Genomic DNA, 19,566 nt, shown 5'->3' with positions numbered 1-19,566 from the left:
GTGGCCGACGACCGAACGGCTGGCGGCGGCGACCCTATCCTCGTCGTGCGCGAACTTTACCGCCATTTCGGCGGCATCAAAGCCGTCAACGGTGTCTCCCTGGACGTCGCTCGGCACGAGATCGCCGGCCTGATCGGGCCTAATGGGTCGGGCAAGTCGACACTGTTCAGCCTGGTATCGGGCGCGGTCACCCCTGATCGCGGCCAGATCCGCTTCGACGGTCACGAGATCGGCGGCCGAAAGACTCACGTTATCGCGCGGCTGGGGCTTGCCCGCACCTTCCAGATTCCGGCCATGTTCGACAATATGACCGTCATAGAAAACCTACTGGCAGCAGCGGCCGAGGGCCATTGGCAGGGCGCGCGTGAACGGGCGGCCGAAACACTGGCGCTGCTGAAGCTGGACCATGTCGCCGACAATCGCGCCTCCGACGTTTCGGGCGGCCAGCAGAAACTGCTGGAGTTCGGGCGCGTCATCATGCGCCAGGCCTCGCTCATTCTGCTCGACGAGGTGACGGCGGGCGTGCATCCAAATATCCGGAACATTATCGTCGAGGCCATCGCGCGGCTGCGCAAGCGCGGCGTCACCTTCCTGATCATCGAGCACGACATGGAGATTGTGCGCAATGTGTGCGACCGCATCATCGTGATGGACGCAGGCCGTGTCGTGGCTAGCGGCTCGTTCGACGACATTGTTCGCGACTCGGAAGTCATGCAGACCTATCTGGGGCGGCCGCAATGAGCGCCACGCTCACGGCAGAAAACATCGTCACCGGCTATGGCAAGCAGGAGATCGTCCACGGTGTCTCGCTTAATGCGGAGGCTGGCAAGATCACCTGCATCTTCGGACCGAACGGGTGTGGCAAGTCGACCTTGCTCAAGGCCATTGCCGGCGCGCTGCCGGTGTGGAGCGGCAGGGCGAGCCTGGGCGATACAACGCTCTCCAACCTTGCCGTTCATGAGATAGTGCGCGAAGGGCTCGTGCTGATGCCCCAGGGCGGCGGCGTGTTCCCACGCCTGACGGTGATGGAAAATTTGCGTATGGGTGGCTACGCCATCGCGGACCGCCGGTTAGTCGAGCAGCGCATCGAGGCGCTGATCGAGCAATATCCCTCTTTGGCGCGGCGGCGGCGCACCGCGGCCGGTTCGCTTTCAGGCGGCGAGCAGGCAATGCTTGCGCTGGCGCGAGCGCTGGTCTCGCAACCTCGCTTCATTCTACTCGACGAACCTTCCGCTGGATTATCGCCGGCCATGGTCATTGAGACGCTCGAACGCGTTACCACCCTCACCTCGCGTGGCATCGGCATCGTGATGGTGGAGCAGAACATCCGCGAGGCCATGCCCATTGCAGACAAACTTTACATCTTGGCGGCCGGCGAAAGGCGCTTCGAGGGAAGGCCTCAGGACGTGCACGACGACCGGCAGATCATGGACATCTATATGGGCGGAGCGTGAGATTTGCAGTTCTGCTCTTGCGGTCGGGGATTGCTATTTCCTGACCTGCCACTGCACTGTGATCCAGTGGCGATTAGAGCCTTTGGCCCTTTCTGTTACCCCTCGCGGAACCGGTTGCTCAATCCGCGCCACACCCGCTGAAGAAGCGGCCAATCGAATGAGATGGAGAAGCAGGAGCCGTAGCGCGCCGAACTGATCGATCAGATGCCCGCAGACCAGCAAAAAAAGATGATGGTTATGGACGTTGCCGGATATCCAACTGATCTGCCACTGGACGACTGCGGTGGGACTGCAATCCGATCGTCAGCTTCCAGGCAAGGAGTTGCTGAGCAGCCATTCACCTCCCGTTGATTGCCGACGTAGTTGACCGGGCTGTTTGCGGGGCCTCAATCCTATGAGGGCGCCGTTTGCGCCATGTCGTCAGCTCCGGCTATTGGCGACGGAGCCTACCGCGACTTCACATAATCGAGACTAGCTTGGAATAGTTTGGCGGCAGGCTCGGTATATGCAGCATCGAGGTGAAGTTTGTCCGCTCTTGCCGTTTTGGGAAATTTCCGGATGCTCAAGCACGTCGTCTCAGGCGCCAGAGTGCGGGAGATGGGTGAGGACGATAGAGGATCGGCGCCCACGTGCTCGCGCCCGAAAGTGCTGCCAATCGGACCCTGCATCCCCCTGCCCTGTTTCCTGAACTGGATCGATCTTGCCGGGGAGCATTGTCCTGCCGATGATCGCTCGAATTCCGGCCACTGTCGGCCCACGGCTGCGGAAATCATTCCGAAACGAAGAGCGTATCTCAAAAGGAGGAAACTATGACAACCGATCGAACACTGTCGCAACGCTTCGACGAATACCAACCTTCCAAGACACTTTGGTTTTGGTCGCTAGTGGGTGCTGCTGTATTGACGATGATCGTCGGCTTCACCGCCGGTGGCTGGACGACGGCAGGGACGGCATCGGAAATGGCGAATACATCCGCTATCAAGGCCAAGGCTGAACTGGCGGCCAATCTTTGTGTGGAAAAATTCATCACTGCGTCCAACGCGAGCGACAACCTGGCCAAGCTGAAGGATACGTCTTCCTACCAGAGAGACAGCTTCATCAGCGATGGCGGGTGGGTCAAACTGGCCGGCATGAAGAAGGATGTGCCAGGCGCCGCAGATCTATGTGCGGACAAATTGGCAGCGATGGACACAATCCCGGCGAACAGCGTAGCTCAGGACAACACCAAGAGCTGATTGCCGATCTTGGACTTTCGCCAGGCAGCGCTATGTCGCGCGACCGTCGCAATGGAGGCGCGACCATGTATGAAGCGTGGCTTCAAGGGCCGGTGCCGGTGGCCACCAGCATATCTGGGGAGACAGCAGCTTTCCAATCAGGCAGGCACCAACGGTGAAACCAGTTCGGCGCAACCAGGAACCGAATTGATCCCAGCATTCCGATCCCCGATCGCAGTTTGGGCAAGATCTCACAGACGCAAGATCTCACAGACGAATGCAGGACCAGCTCGCCACAGCGCGGCCGAAGGATCGTTATGCGTGAAGGGGAATTTCAGCCAGCCCACGCCGAACCTGATTTCAGGTCCATCGACAATCCAGATCGAGGCCACGGGCTTGAGGACGTTGATCGGCTCGTAGAAGTCCAGACTGTGCCGGCCTTGACGTGCCTGTGCGGCATGGCTTGCCTCAGCCAGGGATGATGAACTACTCCGGGATGTCCGAGGGAAAGCGCAGGCTTTTGCGCATCGCCAGCCATTCTCGAAGCGCAAGGCGAATGACCTCCAACCGATCGAGGCTCATCTCGGCGGCGACTTCCGAAATTGCCGTTTCAGTGCGCACATCAAAGGCTATCGTCGAAGCACGTAGCATGGCCGCGGCCTGAAGATCGGTGTGCCGCCTGGCCGTATCCTTCTTCCCAGCAGTCAAGGCCCTTCTCGCGATCATCCGTTGGCGTTTTGGCTGTTTTCCGCGCCGCCGTAGTCCCGGAGCGCAACAATCCAATTGTCTCTTATCGTCACCAGAACGAGGCGAGATCCGTGCGGGTAGTACCTGGGCAGAGCCGCTGCTTGATGCGCCAGGAGGGTCCCGTTCAGCCCACACCGTTCACCGCCGAGCAGCCAGTTCTGGCGCTCGCTGTCTCGCAGAACGGCGATGTACTCTCCGTCACCGGGATACCCTATGAGACCAATTTCCTCGTACTCTTCCAATCTGCGCATGGTGATCGTCACGATATCAAGAATAGGACCCTGGGATGGAACTCATTGCGCCAAGATGCAAACGGCCCGACACCACCCCAGCCTGGTGCCGGGCCGTCAGGAAGTGCCCGCGCGGTCGCACTTCCTTGGACATCAGCCTGTGTCATCAAAGTGGTCGGTTAGGAGGGTCTCGTTTGCGCAAGCAACCAGCGGAATCGTGGAACCCTGTTGCCTAGCTTGCGACAACCACAGTGAACGGTTTTCCTGCGACAGCCCTTTCATTGCAGAGCGCGCGGCGGAAGTGATCTCGAAACCTCCGCAAGACGCACATTGGAATTCGATCTTGCGAAGAGTGACGTCGGCCTCGAGCGCCGTGCCGGTGCAGACAGGGCACGTGGCGGGAAAATACCGCCTTTCGAATGACAGGACGTTCATTGCTCTGTCTTTGCTATCGGCGCGCTGGCCGTCGCCGACCGATCAAAGCAAGTCCAACCTGTACCTTTCCAACTGATCACGAACGGTACGGAGTTCCATAGACCAATTGCTGAGCGCATATGTTTCCCTCTGCCATTGCCAACCTTTTAGCCCCTGATCTTCGCAGAGACGTTTCTTCGCGTTGCCACTTCGATTTGCTTTGCTTCCACCTCAAGCCGGTCCGGCGCGGCCGAGCCCATCAGGGCGTAGGCTGTGCCTCCCGATTGCCAATAGACTGTCGGGACGCGACCGTCGGTCGCTGTGGTCGGCGAAACGGCGTCCTCGCCGTTCATCGGAGCCGCGACAAGTGTGATCCGACCGACGCTTGGTGTGTCGGCCGTCACGACCAGGCTTTGCTGTCCGTTCCAAGGCTGTACTTGGACATCCTTCACAACCCATACCGATGGAAGGGTCGGCATGCTGACGTTGACGGCGCCAACCAGTCGCTCGATCTTGTCCTGCTTCGGCTCGGTGCCCGTCTCCGGACCTGCATTCAGTTGTGCCACCCGCAAGGCATCTCGGGCGGCCAGGATGAAGGTCTCATCGGCTGTCTTGCCTCCCTGGCGAAGCGGCACGGTCAGCGAGTTGGCCGACCACCCGATCGCAACCAGCGCGACGGCCGCGACTTGAAGTCTGAGCAATGTGAACATCTTCCTGCGGCGAAACGCCCTCTCCAGCTGCCTGGCTTTCTTCAGGCTCACGCTGGGCGGAAACAACCGCCGGGGTTGGGACTTGCGCAACGCTTCCATGCGCTGCGCGTGGGCAAAAACCTCTGCCGCCTGTTCCGGATCGCGGGCAAGCCTGGCTTCCAGCTCGGATCTCTGCGACGGCGACAGCTCGCCATCCAGCAAGCGGCCGATATCCTCTTGCGAAACACGATTATCGGGCCACATAACGCCCTCCCACGACCTTCAAATGAGGGGAAGCTCCATCGTCCAAATTTTCCATGTTGTGCTTCAAGGCAGCGCGAGCTCGGCTAAGCCGGGACATCACGGTTCCTGGCGGCACTCCAAGCAGTTCGGCCGCTTCGGAGTAGGTAAAGCCCAGCACTCCAACCAGATGGAGTATTTCGGCCTGATCGGCCGGCATTCGCGCGAGCGCCCTTCCGACTTTGGAGAGCTCGGCGCAATGTTCTTGCGATGGCGGCCACGCAGTGTCGGACATGTCCGCGATGGACGCCAAGCGTCGTCGGTCGGCATTGGCCTGGCTAGCGCCGGTCAAAAAAGTGTTCCGAACGATCCGTATCAGCCAGGGAAGCAGCGGTCTGGAGGTGTCATAGCCGCCCGCCATCGACAGCGCACGGGCGAGGGCCTCCTGCACCAGATCGTCGGCGTCGGAATCGTTGCCTGTGAGCACCCGGCCGTAGCGCCAAAGATCCTCCAGATGCGGTATGACGTCGATCGTCGTTTTCATCCCGTCTCATACTGCGTTAGCCCGAGCGCCATTTCCAACTCGGACTCATCGTCTGCCGGCCGAAAACCCGAGGATCGGCCCAGCGGTCAGGGACAGGGACAGGCAACCGCTGGGCCGATGGGAGCGTGCTCCTCCCGCCTGCAAGCTGCGAGAGGCAAGCCACCCTCCAGCACTCGCTACCGCTCCCTGTATCATCGTGACGATCGGTTTACGCGCCACGCATTTCCGTTCACGCTCGTTCTTGGGCCATCTACTGAGCTGTGCCCGATATTATTCCATTCCAATCGATCTTTTTGCCGCCCTTTGCGAAGCACCGTGGAATAAGATCCCTTGTTCGTCGGTATCTTCGGGTACTCGTCTAACCGCGTGTCCCTTACGAGGATGGTCATGCAACTTGGCGAGTTCACAGCAAACACCTTCGCCGCAGTCTTGGCGCTATGCGCTCTCGTCATCGTGTTTCTGGTAGCGGGAAGACCGCTCTTCCCGAGGCGTCAGGCGCGAATGGTTATCATTCTGCCTGCCGACTCGGATACCACAGCCGCAAGCCATTGCCGTGGGCGAGACGGGCTGCGGAAGCTGGGAGTATCGCTGCGAAGCTTCCGGCGCTCCAACTTCGGAAAGAGTACGTTGTTCGCGTCAAAGAAAAAGACCGACAAGGCCCCGAAGCGCAAAAACTGGGCAGGCGGTAAGTTCCGCGAGTTGGCTAACGGCCAAGCGGCTGCTTCGAGAGCAAAACCAACTCCGCCTCGTCGACCACACCTGCCATGTAATTCGCGATAATTCGGGAGGCAATGAACTCGCGCTCATCCGGCGATGGGTTGCCTAGCTTAAGGTTGTGGAAAACCCGCCCAAGCAGTGCCAACTCAGATGCGTCGAAAATACCGGCCTCCGCCGCCTTTTGTTGAATTGGCATGATTTTCTCCCGGGAATCCAACACCGAAAACATGCAGCAAGACCTCCGGCCGTGCAAGACCTTCAAGGGCAGCGATCCTGGCCGAGATCACAATGGCCAGCGCTGGTTTTTCAGGAAACTTGCTTCGCGCCCAAAGAACTCCAGTCGGTACCAATGAGCTTGACCGCGCGGTTCTCGTTCCGGGATGCCGACCTCTCAAGCCAGCCGCCGAGCAAGCAACTGCATGCCCTCGTCATCTTCGGGTCCGCCGCCGTGCTCTCTCATCGGAACCTCCTTTAGTCTCCGGACTTGCCGGAAGCGGCTTCGTTTCGCTGGGTGACTGAAGAGCCCGCCGGCGGGAGCCAGCGGGGCCCCTCGATGGACTGCGAGTTCCTGCATCGAGGGCCACATGGCGCCATGCAGGAAGAGCTCGGCATCCTGGTTGCCTTCAGCAGGTAGAGCTATGCCTTAAAGGGACGAGGCGGCCTCAGAGTTCCGCGTCGTTCGATGGCCGAAGGGGAAGAGGAAGCAAAGAAAGAGCACTCCTCCGCGGCCAGGGCTATGATCATCCCATCGATTCTCTCAACCGTTTCTCTGCTCACTTGATCATGCCCATGAAGGCACTGACGCGCACGCTTCAGGTGTCGGCGTGCGGCCCGCGCTTCCGTCTTCCATCCCTGTCAGGCAGAGCCCAAAAAAAGGGATTTATTCCTCGTCTAGTCATTTCACTCTTGACAGTTTTGTTCCATTTTTGTTCACTGTCCACGACATTAGGAGGCGTTCAGGTGGATTGCGTTGTGTCACTCGACAGCCGGCAAGAGGCTGCCCTTCAAGCCACCGTCGACAGGTTCGTTGCCGTACACAAGGGCGACGTTGATGAAGGCCCTCAAGGAAATGATCGTTCTCAACGGTTACCTTCAGGACCGCCTTGACGCGCGCTCGGCACCCCGCAGAGCAACCCGTTAGGAAAATACTGCAATGGGCACGATGCACCTAGACGCCGAAACCAAAGCCGAACTACACGCGGAGGCGGAGAAGCTCATCGCCCGCTACGAAACGCCCCTTGAGACCGTAAAGGCGCTCATGGCTTACAACTGCGAGCTTGAGACACAGATCCTCGCCCTCGCTCACAGGCATCCGGGGCTCGTGGCGATCAGCTTCGATCCTACGCCGCCTGTGCTGGGGTGAGACAGACAACCCTCAATGCATGACCTTATCGCTTTCATTGAGAGTAACTCTGCGCTGGTAGCGGCCAACCCGGCAGCCTTTGCCACGTTTGCCGTGCTGTTTGGAGGCGGCGGCTTCGCTGTTGGACGGTATTTGCTGACTGAGCGTATCGCCAATCTGGAAAGCCGAATTGCCAGACGCGACGAGGAAATAGCGGACCTTAAGTCAAAGCACACAGCGCCAGAGCAAGGCGGCCTATCGGTGCCTCTATTCGAGATGACCGAGGTTCTGCCCCCTCCACCGCTCAACGTCCACCGGCTCTTGCTCCAGCCCAAAGAGGACCCCCATCTCAGATAACCTGATGCCGCAACATAAAGCCCCGAAGCTAATCGTCGTCACCGCCTTTGGCCGCGATGAGACTGGCGACCTCCGGCCTGTCTTCGGACCAGCCGACTGGAGATCGGGCGATATGGACCGCAAGGACTTGGCGGGGAACCATGCCGGCGTCATTGCGAGGTCGCGTGAAGCCAACCCGGTACTGCGCGAATACGGGAGCCGACGACGCTGTTTGTGGGTGGCGACGTGCCAGACATGGAGTAAGCTATAGTCTCAACCGCTGGCAAGCAGCTTGCCTCCCTCCTCAGCAGCGGCAATGAACGCCTGGCGGACATCCTCAGGTGTCATGTCGCCAGCCAAACAGGACAGGCAGGCGCGTACCGCAAGGTCCCATTTGGGGCCGCGATCGTTCCACCCCATGAGCTCCCGAGCTGCACCCTCGACGTTGTTGCAGCTATACGTCATGCCAGGCTTGCCAGTCCTGATAGAGACCGGGGGATTGAACCAATGGAGGCTCATAAAGGCTCTCTGAGGTCGAACAGGACGAACTGGCCGCGAAACTTGGCTTCGTTCATGATGATCTCGACCAATTCACCGTCGGTCTCTTGTACTCTTGGCATGAATGGCTCCGACGGCGCGCCTCTGCGCCGGGCAAAGATCGCCTAGAAATAGCCGAGGATGGATTTGACCTCCAGATATTCCAGCATGCCCTCGATCCCATATTCGCGTCCGTTTCCGGACTGCTTGAAACCGCCAAACGGCGCGTGCGGATCCCAGGCCGGGTAGTTGAGATGCACCTGACCGGAGCGAATGCGCGATGCGACGTCTCTGACGGCGTCCATATCATTGCCCTGCACATGGGCTCCCAGACCATAGACCGTGTCATTGGCAATGCTGACGGCCTCATCAACTGTGTCGTAGGGGATGATGCAGAGAACTGGACCGAAAACCTCTTCCTGTGCAATGCGCATGTTAGTGCGCACGGCCGAAAAGATCGTCGGCTTCACATAGAGGCCGACGTTCAGATCGTGTGCACGACCAGGTCCGCCGATGACGACCTTGGCGCCTTCCGATATGCCGACGCCGATCATGGTTTGGATGCGGTCGAATTGGGCACGATTGGCGATCGCACCGTGAGTGGTGGCTTCGCAAAGAGGATCGCCAATGACGATCTGGGCCGCGACCCTCTTGGCGATTGCCTCAATCTCGGTGAGCAGCGGACGTGGCACGATCATGCGTGTCGGAGCGCTGCATGACTGGCCGAGATTGCGGAAGGCGGCGGCTATGCCCAGGGAAACGGCGCGGTCGAGATCGGCGTCCGGCAGGATCACGTTGGGCGACTTGCCGCCGAGCTCCTGCGCGACACGCTTGACCGTCGGCGCTGCCGCCTGGGCCACCGCAATGCCCGCGCGGGTGGACCCGGTAATGGAGATCATGTCGACATCGGGATGGGAGGCGAGACAAGCACCTACGCCCGGACCATCACCCTGCACGAGGTTGAAAACGCCGGCAGGGAAGCCGGCTTCCTCGATCGCCTCGGCGAACAGCAGAGCGTCCAGGGGAGAAAGCTCGCTCGGCTTCAACACGACCGTGCAGCCTGCCGCGAGCGCGGGCGAAACCTTGGCGGTGATCTGGTAAAGGGGCCAATTCCATGGCGTGATCAAGGCGCAGACACCGATCGGTTCGTGGGTGACGGCGGTTTGGCCCCGCTGCTTGACGAAGGGAAAGGCTGTCACCACATCGCGAGCGACCTTGATATGCGCGATCGCCAGCGGCACCTGGGCGGTGCGCGCATATCCAATCGCCGCGCCCATTTCGAGGGTGAGGCATTGCGCAAGCAGTTCACTGCGCGCCTCGACCAGCGCCTGCAGGCGGTCGAGCAGACCGGCACGATATTCCGGCGTGGTCCGGCTCCAGGCGGCGAATGCCCGGCGGGCCGTTGCAACGGCCGCATCCACGTCCAAGCTGTTTCCGAGCGGAAACCGAGCCACAACCTCTTCGGTGGAGGGGTTCACCACCAAGCCCTTGGCGGTGCCGCGTGGCTCGGCCCATCGACCGTCGATGAAGAACTTGTCCAGGTGGCCGTTGCGCGACAGATGTTCGAGGGGCGGGATCACGCGACAAGATCCTTAATACGGGAATAGGCACCCAGAACCGGCAGGAACCAGGGGCGCCCGAAATAGCCGGGTATCGCTGGCCATTCGAAATCCTTCCAGAGGTTCAGGTCGGGGCGCCCATCCATGACATCAGTCATGGTGCTGCCTATCAGCGTCGACTTATCCAACCAGTAAGAGGCAAATTTCATTTTCTTGACCGCCAGTGCTGATTAGAGTGGGCTCGTCCGAGGCGTGTGTTCGCGCGTCTACCAGCCGCGCATCCGCTCCCAACGCGTTTCAATCTTGGGGCTGTCCCCGTTGACGACGCTGTAGAAGTCATGCTGGGCAGCCATCGCGCACGCATGGTTGGGCAGGATCCGGACCCGAGACCCGAGCGGCAGTTCGGGCATGGATTTCCCGGAACCGGCACGAATGGAGAGGATACCGTGTTCCTGGCTGGCCTGGGCCACAATCACATCTTCAAGCACGCGCCCCTTTTCGTCGCAGACCACGCCGTAACCCTGGTCGATCTGCTGGTTTGCGGTTCCCCGGTCGCGCGATAGCGCCATCCACCCAGCGTCAACCAGCACCCATCCATTTTCCGGCTTGGAGCCGATAACGGTGGCTAAAACGGAAATTGCGAGATCGTCGCGGTCGCAGACGCCAACCCCATGCTGGACGAGATCGAAGAACATGTAGACGCCGGCGCGCAGCTCCGTGACACCCTCCAGGTTCTGGGCGAAATGCGCTGTCGGCGTCGAGCCGACGCTGACGACCGGACAGGCGTGGCCATAAGCGCGCAGGATTTCAGCGGCGCGCACGGCGGCTGAACGCTCGTTCTCCGCTGCCTTGACCAGCGCATTGGGTGTGTTCAAGCCGTAGGATTCGCCCGCGTGAGCGAGAACGCCGACGAGCTTGGCACCGGCAGCGACAACCCTGTTGGCCACGTCGAGCAATCTTGGGTCGTCCTGCCTCAAGCCACCGCGATGGTAGTCGCAGTCCAGTTCGATGAGGACCGAGGGCGTCATGCCGGTGGCTTCGCGCACTCGGGCCAGGGCGTCGGCCTGGTCCACGCAATCGAGAAGCAGCTTCACATCGGCGCCGGTACGGCGACAAAGCTCCATGGCGCGCCTTGCCGAAGCCGGCGAGATGCCGACGGCATAGGTGATGTCGCGAAAGCCGTGGTCCGCGAAATACGCCGCCTCGGCGACGGTCGAGACCGTGATGGGACCGGGTCCCTGTGGAAACACGTCGCAAGCGACGTCGATGCTCTTGGCCGTCTTCATGTGCGGACGCAGCACCACGCCGAGCTTCTTGGCGCGTTCAGCGAGGCGTTGAATGTTGCGTCCGAGCCGTCCGCGGTCCAGCAGCAGGGTCGGCGTCACAAGGGCGTCGATACTCTTCGCCGTCGCGCTCCCTGATAGATTTGCCGCCCTATTGTCCATGACCTTGTTTCCTAAATGAACGACTGGTTTGCCAATGCGTACATGTGGGCCAGCCCGTCAGAAACGGGTCGTTGCCCTTTGACCATAGCGGTGGCACTGCCGGTCCGCTTGAGGCCGAGGCTCTCAAGCCAGTCGCCCAATCCATCCTCGGCATAGACGTCGATGCGAACGAATTGATCGCGAAGCTTCGAAAGCTGGGCCAGGATCAGAAGCCGCGCGTCCTCCACGCTTTCGGCCGCACAGGGGCCGACAACATAGCCGCGCCCGAACTTCCTGGCGATGGCGTAGCCGGCAACCCGCCCCGCGCGCTCGATAACGACGACCTTGCCCGCATCGGCGAGCGCAGCCACCATCGCCGTCCGGGGCATGCCGGTGGCCCGTTCGTCGAAGGCCTGGATTGCCGCGAGGTCTAAGACCGTCGCCTGACGGATGTCAGGGGTCGTCTGCGTCACGGCAACAGTCAGCGGGCCCTGGTGCTGAAGTACAGTGCCCCAGGCAGTGAAGCCACGCCGTTTATAGAGCGCGAGCCCCTCTTCGGTCGAATTGAGCAGCACGTGGCGCCCCTGTGTAGCCGCAAGCAATCCATCAAAGAGCCGGGAGCCGTTGCCGCCGCCTTGCGCGGAGCCGGTGACGATGATCATTCCGGCGGAAGCATAGGTCGGTCCGTAGCTCCAGGACATGGCCGTGCCGATCACGTGTCCTCCCCGCTCCAGGACCAGACCATTTCCAACCATTGCGGCAAATTCCCAATCCTCCAGGCGATAGGGCCAGCCCATCTCCTGCGACAGCTTCAACGCGCCCGGCAAATGGCGGGGCTCCAATTTCATCAGCTCCATCTGGTTGCTGACGATGTCTGTGCCATGCTCAATTGCCATAAGTGCAACGCTGTCATTCGATCCAGGATTGAAGTCGCACCTTAGAGTGGCGTCCGGCGGACAGATTTCGCTGCTGTTTTGCGCTTTCAATTCAGCGGGATTGTTCGTTTTAAGCAGTTCCTCGGCATCCCAAATTGCGCAAATCAGGCGAGGACTATCGGGCACCTAGAATCGCTCCGCCTGGTTGCCCTGCGATCGGCTGAGGTCCGCATCGTTCGCCGTGGGGTGCGATTTCAGCCTCGGTAACGCCGTAGCTGCAACCAGCGATAAACGACTGACGCACATGGGGAACTTTGGATGATCTACATCAGCGAGGAGGAATCGGCCGCCCTTGTCACGCATGAGCTTGCTTTCGAGGCGGCGCGGGAGGCTTTCGTGGCAGCAGCGTCGCGGCGGAGCTGGATCTTTCCCGCTGTTCTCGGGCGCACACAGGAGGCAACCAATACCTTCTCAATCAAATCCGGTTCGTCGGATGACCTAACCGGGGTGAAAATTGGCTCCTTCTGGTCGGGCAACCCGGCACGTGGCCTTCCCCGCCACAACTCCACAATCGTGCTGCTCGATCAGCATTCAGGTCGGCTCCGCGCCGTTATCGAGGCTGGGAAGGTCAACGCCTACAGGACGGCCGCAGCCGACGCGGTTGCTGCCGATTTCCTTGCGCGCAAGCAAGCCAAGGTCCTGGCGATATTCGGCGCCGGCAATCAGGCGGGCTTCGAAGTGATGGCGCTGGCACGCATCCGCCCAATCGAAACCGTGCTGGTCGTCGCCCGGCCTTCACCACGGCGCGACGCTCTTCTCGATCAGATCGCGAGAAGGGGCCTGGACGCGCGCGCTGCCTTGCCCGAAGAAGCCGTCCGCGCAGCCGACATCGTGGTCACAGTGACACCCTCACGCGAAGCCCTGTTCGATTCCGCTTGGGTGGGACCCGGAACCCATATCGTCAGCATGGGGTCGGATGCTCCGGGCAAGTGCGAATTGCCGAGAGAACTATTTCCCAGAGCACGTCTCTTTTGTGATCTGCTTTCCCAGTCCGTCCAGATCGGCGAGTTCCAACACGTGCTCGACGAGATCGATGCCGGCGTGCATGCGATAACACCAATCGGCGACGTCATTGAAAGGCGTGCCCCCGGACGCCGCTTCGACTATGAAATCACTGTCTTCGACAGTTCCGGTATCTCTCTCCAGGATCTCTACATGGCCAACGCGCTGATCCGCGCGAAAGCGTCCCACCACTGACCGCCTTCACACCGGCAGATCCCAGCCGACGAATTTTTCCGCTGCACTGGAAAAGACCTTTACAGCCGAGCCGTGGTTCATGGCGCCGCATGGAGCTCAAGACTCCGGTCCACCGCCAACGACCGAATGGCAACCAAGTCCCAGATTCGATAGCCTGAGTGAGAAACCAGCGTCATCGTCGCCATCAGAATTCTGCCATGGACGTTCGTGCCGTAGATCGCCCCCTTGAGGCTAGTCCCAACCAATGGCCGCGTGTGGAGATGTAGTGCATGTGATGGTCTTCGTTGGAGACGCGATCATTCAGCCGGGCCGCAGCGCCGCATGGTCAATGGGCCGCCAGCTTTAGCCGTCAGCGTTGGGCCCGCCACCAGGCGATCTTGTCCTGCAGGCCATAGCGGCGCTTGTTGGTGCGCGTCAGGCCTGACTTCCCACTGATCTTCAGATAGCGGCGATGTCCAGCTTCGAGCCGTCGACCAGACGCGACAGGCGGAACGGTGTAGGATCGACGCAAGGCGTGTCGTTTACGACCAGCTCTGCGGCCAGATAGCCAAGCCCCGGGCCCAAACCGAAGCCGTGGCCCGAGCAGCCCGCCGCGAGGACGAGACCTTTCACCGCGTCCACCTGCGACACCACAGGCACTGCGTCCGGCGTGCAATCGACGAAGCCGCCCCAGGCACTATCGATCTCTATGTCGCCGAGTTGGGGGAAGGTCTTCCGGACACTCTCCACCACTTGGCTTACCAGCCATTTTAAGGGTGGAGGATCCAGCACCCGATTCTGTTCGAAGATCCGATCGTCGCTGGTCAGCAGCGCCGGCATTGAATCCGGCCCCGAAAGGAACGATTGGCCGATGCCGAGCCTGACGTTCTTTAGGCGACGCAAGAATTGCGGCATGAATTCCCGACTATACCGGATAGCTTGGGGCGTGATTTCGAGGTTCGCCTTGCCGCTGATCGCAAGCGTATAGCTGCCGTCCAGTCGGCGCGTGATCGTGCAGTAGGGTGTGGAGACCGCCTCGCCTATGTTGATTGTCGGGGTGGAACGCAGCGCGGTCTGCCGGATGCTTGCTTGGGGGAAACTGATCCCGAGCGGCCTAAGGAAGCGCGAGGACCAGGCGCCAGCGGCGCACAGCACCGCGCCGGTTCTGATGTAGCCCTTCTCCGTGTGCACGCCCGCAATCTTGCCATTGGCCAAGTCGAGCGCCCGCGCGGCGCATTCCTGGTGGATGGTGGCGCCCAGAGCTCTGGCCCCTTCGGCGATAGCCGGCGCGGCGAGCGCAGGTTCTGCCTTACCATCCCGGTCTGAATAGGTCCCGCCGACCCATTTGTCGCGTGCTTCGGGGACGCGCTCGGCCACCTCCGCCCGGCTCAGCATGCGGGTGTCGACCTCGTACTCCCTGGCGACCTCGCGCCACCTTTCCCAGCCGGCGAGCACAGCCTCGTCGTGAGTCGCATAGACGAGACCGCAGCGTCGAAATCCAAGGTCCCGATTGATATCGCGCGTCAGCTCGTCCCACAGTCGCATGGAGATCACCGAGAGCGGCAGTTCGCGCCGATCGCGGTTCTGCTGACGGCACCAACCCCAGTTTCGGCTCGATTGTTCACAGGCGACGTGGCCCTTCTCTAGCAGAGCCACAGAGAGGCCACGCTTCGCCAGGAAATAGGCGGCCGTAGAGCCGAGGATGCCGCCGCCGACGATGACGACGTCGACTTCGGCCGGGAGACGCTCATCGCTGTGAATGCGCTCGACTCGGGGCGACATGTTCCAACCAACCTCGGCTGCCATGAATGCGGAAGCAAAGTTCCGATCAGCCCTTCATCGCATCGTGCGCTCGAAAGAATGTGCCGAAATCATCTAGGACTTCGCCAGATGTGCGGTTTCTTGATCCCTTGACCGATACGATCTGCTCAAGCCCGACCGAGTTCCAGTTCGGCGCAGGGCGGCGTAACCGCTTCGCGAGTCCGTTGGAACGCGCTTGAGGGTCTTGAGCCTGCGTGCGAAGTTGTAGTCGGCGAAGAAGTCCGAGGTGTTACCTGAGCTGATCGTGACTTCCCTAGTAGACGCGTTTGACCGTGGCGTCCTTAATCGTGCGGTACATCCTCTCGACCTGTCCATTGGTCCAATGCTTGGCCTTAGTCGTACGGTGCTCGATGTCGTTCGTGGCGCAGGCATATTCGAAGGCGTGCGCCCAGAAGCGTTCGCCGTTGGCGATAGCCTCATTGATCTGCGGCACGGCCGAGCCTCCGGCATTAGGTGTGGTGAACTGATTCCATCGTCGGTGAGCACTGTGTGGATCTTATGGGGAACGGCCGCGATCAGCCGGAGCAGGAACTCTCGGGAGACGACAGTGGTGGCCTTCTCATGCAATTCCATGAAGGCGCCCTTCGAGGTACGATAGATGGCGACGAACTTGTGCTGCTTGCCCTGATGCGGGATCGTCGGCTGCAACGCATAGAAGCAGTCATCCTGCGGCAGCAGCGTATAGCGTCAAAAGGCGACGATGACGGCCTCTTCATCGACCGTGAGCAGGGTCGACCGCGCCTCCTTCGGCCCAATCGGCAGATCGAGGACACAGATTCGACTCTGCAACTTCGCGACGGTCTTCTGGTTGATTCCATAGCGCTTCGCCAGCGCCCTCAAGCTCCGCGGTGCCTCCAGCCGGGCCGCAGCGACGAATAGTCAAAAAAGGCCGTCACCTTTGGCCGTCAGCGGCTGGCGCGCCAGAAGGCGATACGGTCCTGCAACCGGTAGCCCTGGATAATCGCAGGCATGAACCACGGATCGCCGCGATAGAGCGGGATGGCCGAAGGCGGTCGAAAGTCGAACGCCGTGCGGGACTGCTCGCCATGCCTCATCAGCTTGTGGGCCGCACGCATGCCGATCCATGGCGCCCAGACCACGCCCGAACCGCAGAAGCCGGTGGCATAGACCACACCTTCCTTCTCGAAGATGCGGGGCAGCATATCGCGGTTCATCGCCACGTTGCCGAACCAGCAATGCGAAAGGCGGACGTTTTCCAATTCCGGGAAAAGGTTCACCAAGCCCTTGCGTAGCAGAAGTTTCGGCGCCACCGGATCGCCGACGCGAGAACTGTCGCGCCCGCCCAGCAGAATGCGTTTCCCGTCGGGCGAGGGACGATAATAAAAACCGAGTTGCCGGTTTTCGGTGATCGTCATCAGCTTCGGCATCAGTTGCGCCATGACATCGGGCGCAAGTTCCTCGGTCACGATGATCCGGCTGCGGACCGGAACCAAGCGGCGACGCAGGAACGGAGCGGCGCCGTCGGTATAGCCATTGGTGCAGACCAGAACCTGCCGTGCATCCACCGTCCCTGCCGGTGTCGTGACGCGGAACCCCGAACCATTCCTCTCGATCGATTTGACCGCTGTATGCGAATGGACCGTCAACCCGGATCCGAGCGCCACCCGCAGGAGTTCAGCGTGGAATTTTGCGGGATGCAGCGCGCCAATGTCCATCCGGACGGTTCCACCGCGGTAGAAATCGGTGCCGATATAATTTCGCTGCTCGGCATGCGGAACGGCGTAGGACTGGATCCCCAGTTTCTTCGCCAGTGTCTCGGCGCCACGCGCCATTATCTCATACTGTTGATACCCGAAAGCGCCTTTGAACTGGCCAACCAGCCGGAAGTCGCAGTCGAGCCCTTCGGTCTTGATGAAGTCGTAGAGGAATTCGCGCGCGATCTTGCCCTCGGCCTCGATCGCCATGGCCTTCTCTTCACCGAAGCGCCGGGTGATCGTGGCATGGTCCGGCCGGATGCTGCCGCTCGTAATCCCGCCGTTGCGCGTGGAAGCACCCTCGCCCGGATGCATCGCATCGAAAGCGGCGACCGAGCGCCCCTCGCGCGCCAGCACAAGCCCAGCCGAAAGCCCGGCATAGCCGGCGCCGACAATCACCACATCGAGCTTCTTTGCCAGCGGCTGCCGCGGCAGCGGCATGACGGGCGCCGCTTCCCACCAGTAGGGCGTGTTCTTTTCGGCGACTTTGGGCTCTTGCACGTGACTGACTTCTCTTGATGTTCCAGGGATTAAGAAAGCGGCCGCTCGCGGCACTTCAAATATGGTCGTCCCGGACGTCCAGCGCGTCACGCAGTCCGTCACCAATGAAATTGAAACTGGTCACCGCGATGGTGATTGCAGCTCCGGGAATGATGGCCAGCCAAGGTGCGCTGCCCAGATATTGCTGGGCGCCGTTGAGCATGTTGCCCCAGCTGGGCAATGGCGGCTGAATTCCGTAGCCCAGGAAGCTGATGTAGGCTTCCATCAGAATGGCGCGCGCGACCGTCAGGGTGGAAGCAACGATAATGGGTCCCATGGCGTTGGGCAGTATCTCGCGGAACATGATGTGGGTGCCGCTCAATCCCAGCATGCGCCCGGCCAGGACGAACTCGCGTTCCCGCAACGAGCGGACTTCCGCTTCCACGATACGGGCAACCTCCATCCAACTGGTGAGGGCGATGATGACGGTGATCATCACAGGGCTGGGCTTCAGTGCCGCAGCCAGCGCCAGGAGCAGAAAGATCGAAGGGAACGACAGGAAGCCATCGACCGTGCGCATCAGCGTCGCCCCGATCCAGCCGCCGCGATAGCCGGCGATCACGCCGACAAGCGTGCCGACGAGGGTCGACAACACCATGGCGAAGAAACCCACCAGCAGCGAGATTCGTCCCGCCATCAACAATCTTGCCGCAAGGTCGCGGCCAAGCGGATCAGTGCCCAGAAAGTGGTGGCCCGTCAGCGGTGGGGCAAAGCGGGCCCGCAGATCGATATACAGTGAGTCATAAGGCAGTAGATGGGGGCCGAGCACGCAAGCAAGCACGAGGAAAATGATCATCGCCAACCCGAGCAGCGCCAGGCGGTGTCTCATGAAACGAAGCGCCGCGCGGTTGTTTGTCCATCGGCTTGGAGCTGCATTTGCGGTGAGAGCGGTCATATCGGCTGTCTCCTGTCGGGGAAGTTGCGCGCTCAAGCCAGGCGAATACGTGGATCGACAATAGCGACGACAATGTCGGCGATTAGGTTTCCAAGCAGAACGAGGATGGCCGAGAACATCAAAAGCCCCATCACAACCGGATAGTCGCTATAGCCAAGGCTATCCAGGAACAACCGTCCCATTCCCGGCCAGGTAAAGACGGTTTCGGTCACCAGAGCGCCGGTGAGAACACTGGGAAGCTGCATCCCGGCCAAGGTAATCATCGGCAAGAGTGCGTTGCCGACGACATGCCTCATCAGAATCCGCCGTTCGCTCAATCCCTTGGCCCGAGCCGTCTTGACGAAGTCCTGGCTGATGGCGTCGAGGGTCGCCGTCCGCATGTAGCGGCTCCAGATCGCGACATGGACCAGCGACAGCACGATACTTGGCAGGATCAAATGGTGGAGATATCCCAGGATCGAGGCATCTCCGATCTCGGACATATTGCCCGCGGGCAGCCAGCCCAGCTTCAGGGAAAAGATGTAGATGCCGACGAGTCCGAACCAGAAGGTAGGGACCGACAAAGCGATCATGGCACCGACAGTCGCTAGATAGTCGAATAGCGAGTAGCGGCGTGTGGCGCCCCGAATTCCAATCCAGGCGCCAATGGAGATCGCAATCACGGTTGAAGATCCCATCAGCAGCAGCGTGGCGAACACGTGGCTGCCAATGATCTGCAATACCGGCGCTCCGTCGCGGAAGGAGTGTCCCCAGTCGCCCTGCAGCAGCCGCCATGCCCAGTCCAGGTATTGGATCCATATAGGCCGATCGAGGCCAAGCAATCCCTTCAGCCGCTCGATATCCTGCTGGGTCATTCCGGGATCGAGCCCGAATTGCGCCAGTGGGCCGCCCGGGAGGAGGTTCAGAATGCCGAAGCCGATGATCGAAACGATCACAAGCAGCACCAGGCTCTGCGAGAGGCGATTGAGCAGGAAGCCGCGCATTCTGAGTCCTCCGTTGTGGGTTGGCGATTTTAGGCTGTTGCCGTCGCCGCAGTG

19 protein-coding genes and 1 pseudogene are annotated in these 19,566 nt (G+C 60.8%); 6 read left to right on the top strand and 14 right to left on the bottom strand.

From position 1 onward, the window contains the following. From FJ973_RS09150 to FJ973_RS09140, 3 genes are all read left to right on the top strand, one after another. Nucleotides 1-741 carry an ABC transporter ATP-binding protein gene (locus FJ973_RS09150; RefSeq protein ID WP_224656199.1) on the top strand — a complete coding sequence of 247 codons (741 nt, stop codon included), beginning with the start codon at nt 1-3 and terminating at the stop codon, nt 739-741. Continuing rightward, entirely contained in the window at nt 738-1,454 is a 717-nt protein-coding gene (locus FJ973_RS09145) for an ABC transporter ATP-binding protein (RefSeq protein WP_140523358.1), read from the top strand. The genes FJ973_RS09150 and FJ973_RS09145 overlap by 4 nt, the downstream gene beginning before the upstream one ends. Before the next feature lie 809 nt (nt 1,455-2,263). After that, on the top strand, nt 2,264-2,689 hold the full coding sequence (locus FJ973_RS09140; protein WP_140523354.1) for a hypothetical protein: 426 nt from the start codon (nt 2,264-2,266) through the stop codon (nt 2,687-2,689). 465 nt (nt 2,690-3,154) lie between these two features. Here the strand turns inward: FJ973_RS09140 and FJ973_RS09135 are convergent, their stop codons facing one another. The 4 genes from FJ973_RS09135 to FJ973_RS09120 form a co-directional block, all read right to left on the bottom strand. Beyond that, a complete protein-coding gene (locus tag FJ973_RS09135; protein ID WP_140499509.1) occupies nt 3,155-3,376 on the bottom strand; it encodes a hypothetical protein in 222 nt (73 codons plus the stop codon). Nucleotides 3,377-4,226: 850 nt separating this feature from the next. Then, a complete protein-coding gene (locus FJ973_RS09130) occupies nt 4,227-4,970 on the bottom strand; it encodes a hypothetical protein (RefSeq protein ID WP_224646632.1) in 744 nt (247 codons plus the stop codon). A gap of 28 nt (nt 4,971-4,998) precedes the next feature. Next, nucleotides 4,999-5,532 (bottom strand): sigma-70 family RNA polymerase sigma factor, encoded by a 534-nt coding sequence (locus FJ973_RS09125; protein WP_140499513.1) that lies wholly within the window; start codon nt 5,530-5,532, stop codon nt 4,999-5,001. Between the two features lie 703 nt (nt 5,533-6,235). Next, complete coding sequence (locus FJ973_RS09120) at nt 6,236-6,445, bottom strand: hypothetical protein (protein WP_140523478.1); 210 nt, start codon at nt 6,443-6,445, stop codon at nt 6,236-6,238. Between the two features lie 957 nt (nt 6,446-7,402). Here FJ973_RS09120 and FJ973_RS09110 point away from each other — a divergent pair. Then, a complete protein-coding gene (locus FJ973_RS09110) occupies nt 7,403-7,612 on the top strand; it encodes a hypothetical protein (RefSeq protein ID WP_140523352.1) in 210 nt (69 codons plus the stop codon). A gap of 15 nt (nt 7,613-7,627) precedes the next feature. Further along, entirely contained in the window at nt 7,628-7,948 is a 321-nt protein-coding gene (locus tag FJ973_RS09105) for a hypothetical protein (protein WP_140499517.1), read from the top strand. Nucleotides 7,949-8,200: 252 nt separating this feature from the next. On the opposite strand, the gene FJ973_RS09095 is transcribed toward FJ973_RS09105, so the two are convergent. The 5 genes from FJ973_RS09095 to FJ973_RS09075 form a co-directional block, all read right to left on the bottom strand. Then, nucleotides 8,201-8,446, bottom strand: coding sequence for a DUF982 domain-containing protein (locus FJ973_RS09095; RefSeq protein WP_140499519.1), 246 nt, complete (start codon nt 8,444-8,446; stop codon nt 8,201-8,203). A gap of 143 nt (nt 8,447-8,589) precedes the next feature. Further along, on the bottom strand, nt 8,590-10,044 hold the full coding sequence (locus tag FJ973_RS09090; RefSeq protein WP_140523349.1) for an aldehyde dehydrogenase family protein: 1,455 nt from the start codon (nt 10,042-10,044) through the stop codon (nt 8,590-8,592). Beyond that, the gene (locus tag FJ973_RS09085) at nt 10,041-10,232 is read right to left on the bottom strand and encodes a hypothetical protein (protein WP_224646634.1); all 192 of its coding nucleotides are present in this window, start codon (nt 10,230-10,232) and stop codon (nt 10,041-10,043) included. Before FJ973_RS09085 ends, FJ973_RS09090 begins: the two co-directional genes overlap by 4 nt. A 57-nt stretch (nt 10,233-10,289) precedes the next feature. Then, a complete protein-coding gene (locus tag FJ973_RS09080) occupies nt 10,290-11,468 on the bottom strand; it encodes an alanine racemase (RefSeq protein WP_140499523.1) in 1,179 nt (392 codons plus the stop codon). An 11-nt stretch (nt 11,469-11,479) separates the two neighbouring features. Continuing rightward, a complete protein-coding gene (locus FJ973_RS09075; protein WP_224646636.1) occupies nt 11,480-12,508 on the bottom strand; it encodes a GNAT family N-acetyltransferase in 1,029 nt (342 codons plus the stop codon). 132 nt (nt 12,509-12,640) lie between these two features. Here FJ973_RS09075 and FJ973_RS09070 point away from each other — a divergent pair, with 132 nt between their 5' ends. Continuing rightward, on the top strand, nt 12,641-13,579 hold the full coding sequence (locus tag FJ973_RS09070) for an ornithine cyclodeaminase family protein (protein ID WP_140499525.1): 939 nt from the start codon (nt 12,641-12,643) through the stop codon (nt 13,577-13,579). Nucleotides 13,580-14,017: 438 nt separating this feature from the next. Here FJ973_RS09070 and FJ973_RS09065 read toward each other — a convergent pair whose 3' ends face one another. From FJ973_RS09065 to FJ973_RS09045, 5 genes and pseudogenes are all read right to left on the bottom strand, one after another. After that, the gene (locus FJ973_RS09065; protein WP_140499813.1) at nt 14,018-15,340 is read right to left on the bottom strand and encodes an FAD-binding oxidoreductase; all 1,323 of its coding nucleotides are present in this window, start codon (nt 15,338-15,340) and stop codon (nt 14,018-14,020) included. A gap of 271 nt (nt 15,341-15,611) precedes the next feature. After that, nucleotides 15,612-16,222: pseudogene (locus FJ973_RS31315) on the bottom strand (IS481 family transposase); the annotation flags it as partial. A gap of 62 nt (nt 16,223-16,284) precedes the next feature. After that, nucleotides 16,285-17,595: an FAD-binding oxidoreductase gene (locus tag FJ973_RS09055; protein WP_140499527.1), complete on the bottom strand. Its 1,311-nt coding sequence runs from the start codon at nt 17,593-17,595 to the stop codon at nt 16,285-16,287. A gap of 55 nt (nt 17,596-17,650) precedes the next feature. Beyond that, nucleotides 17,651-18,529 (bottom strand): ABC transporter permease, encoded by an 879-nt coding sequence (locus FJ973_RS09050; protein WP_140499530.1) that lies wholly within the window; start codon nt 18,527-18,529, stop codon nt 17,651-17,653. Between the two features lie 32 nt (nt 18,530-18,561). Further along, nucleotides 18,562-19,512 carry an ABC transporter permease gene (locus tag FJ973_RS09045; RefSeq protein WP_140499531.1) on the bottom strand — a complete coding sequence of 317 codons (951 nt, stop codon included), beginning with the start codon at nt 19,510-19,512 and terminating at the stop codon, nt 18,562-18,564. Nucleotides 19,513-19,566: the final 54 nt, after the last annotated feature.

Source organism: Mesorhizobium sp. B2-1-3 (assembly GCF_006442495.1).
In the GTDB taxonomy this organism is placed as follows: Bacteria; Pseudomonadota; Alphaproteobacteria; order Rhizobiales; family Rhizobiaceae; genus Mesorhizobium.
Note: the sequence above shows the minus strand (reverse complement) of the source record. Positions and strands in the feature narration are given on the sequence as shown.

What these genes read in the sequence shown, in the direction of transcription:
- FJ973_RS09145 (WP_140523358.1), top strand. Translation starts at nt 738, where the DNA reads ATGAGCGCCACGCTCACGGCAGAAAACATCGTCACCGGCTATGGCAAG.
- FJ973_RS09140 (WP_140523354.1), top strand. Translation starts at nt 2,264, where the DNA reads ATGACAACCGATCGAACACTGTCGCAACGCTTCGACGAATACCAACCT.
- FJ973_RS09125 (WP_140499513.1), bottom strand. Translation starts at nt 5,532, where the DNA reads ATGAAAACGACGATCGACGTCATACCGCATCTGGAGGATCTTTGGCGC.
- FJ973_RS09120 (WP_140523478.1), bottom strand. Translation starts at nt 6,445, where the DNA reads ATGCCAATTCAACAAAAGGCGGCGGAGGCCGGTATTTTCGACGCATCT.
- FJ973_RS09110 (WP_140523352.1), top strand. Translation starts at nt 7,403, where the DNA reads ATGGGCACGATGCACCTAGACGCCGAAACCAAAGCCGAACTACACGCG.
- FJ973_RS09105 (WP_140499517.1), top strand. Translation starts at nt 7,628, where the DNA reads ATGCATGACCTTATCGCTTTCATTGAGAGTAACTCTGCGCTGGTAGCG.
- FJ973_RS09095 (WP_140499519.1), bottom strand. Translation starts at nt 8,446, where the DNA reads ATGAGCCTCCATTGGTTCAATCCCCCGGTCTCTATCAGGACTGGCAAG.
- FJ973_RS09085 (WP_224646634.1), bottom strand. Translation starts at nt 10,232, where the DNA reads ATGAAATTTGCCTCTTACTGGTTGGATAAGTCGACGCTGATAGGCAGC.
- FJ973_RS09080 (WP_140499523.1), bottom strand. Translation starts at nt 11,468, where the DNA reads ATGGACAATAGGGCGGCAAATCTATCAGGGAGCGCGACGGCGAAGAGT.
- FJ973_RS09070 (WP_140499525.1), top strand. Translation starts at nt 12,641, where the DNA reads ATGATCTACATCAGCGAGGAGGAATCGGCCGCCCTTGTCACGCATGAG.
- FJ973_RS09065 (WP_140499813.1), bottom strand. Translation starts at nt 15,340, where the DNA reads ATGTCGCCCCGAGTCGAGCGCATTCACAGCGATGAGCGTCTCCCGGCC.
- FJ973_RS09050 (WP_140499530.1), bottom strand. Translation starts at nt 18,529, where the DNA reads ATGACCGCTCTCACCGCAAATGCAGCTCCAAGCCGATGGACAAACAAC.
- FJ973_RS09045 (WP_140499531.1), bottom strand. Translation starts at nt 19,512, where the DNA reads ATGCGCGGCTTCCTGCTCAATCGCCTCTCGCAGAGCCTGGTGCTGCTT.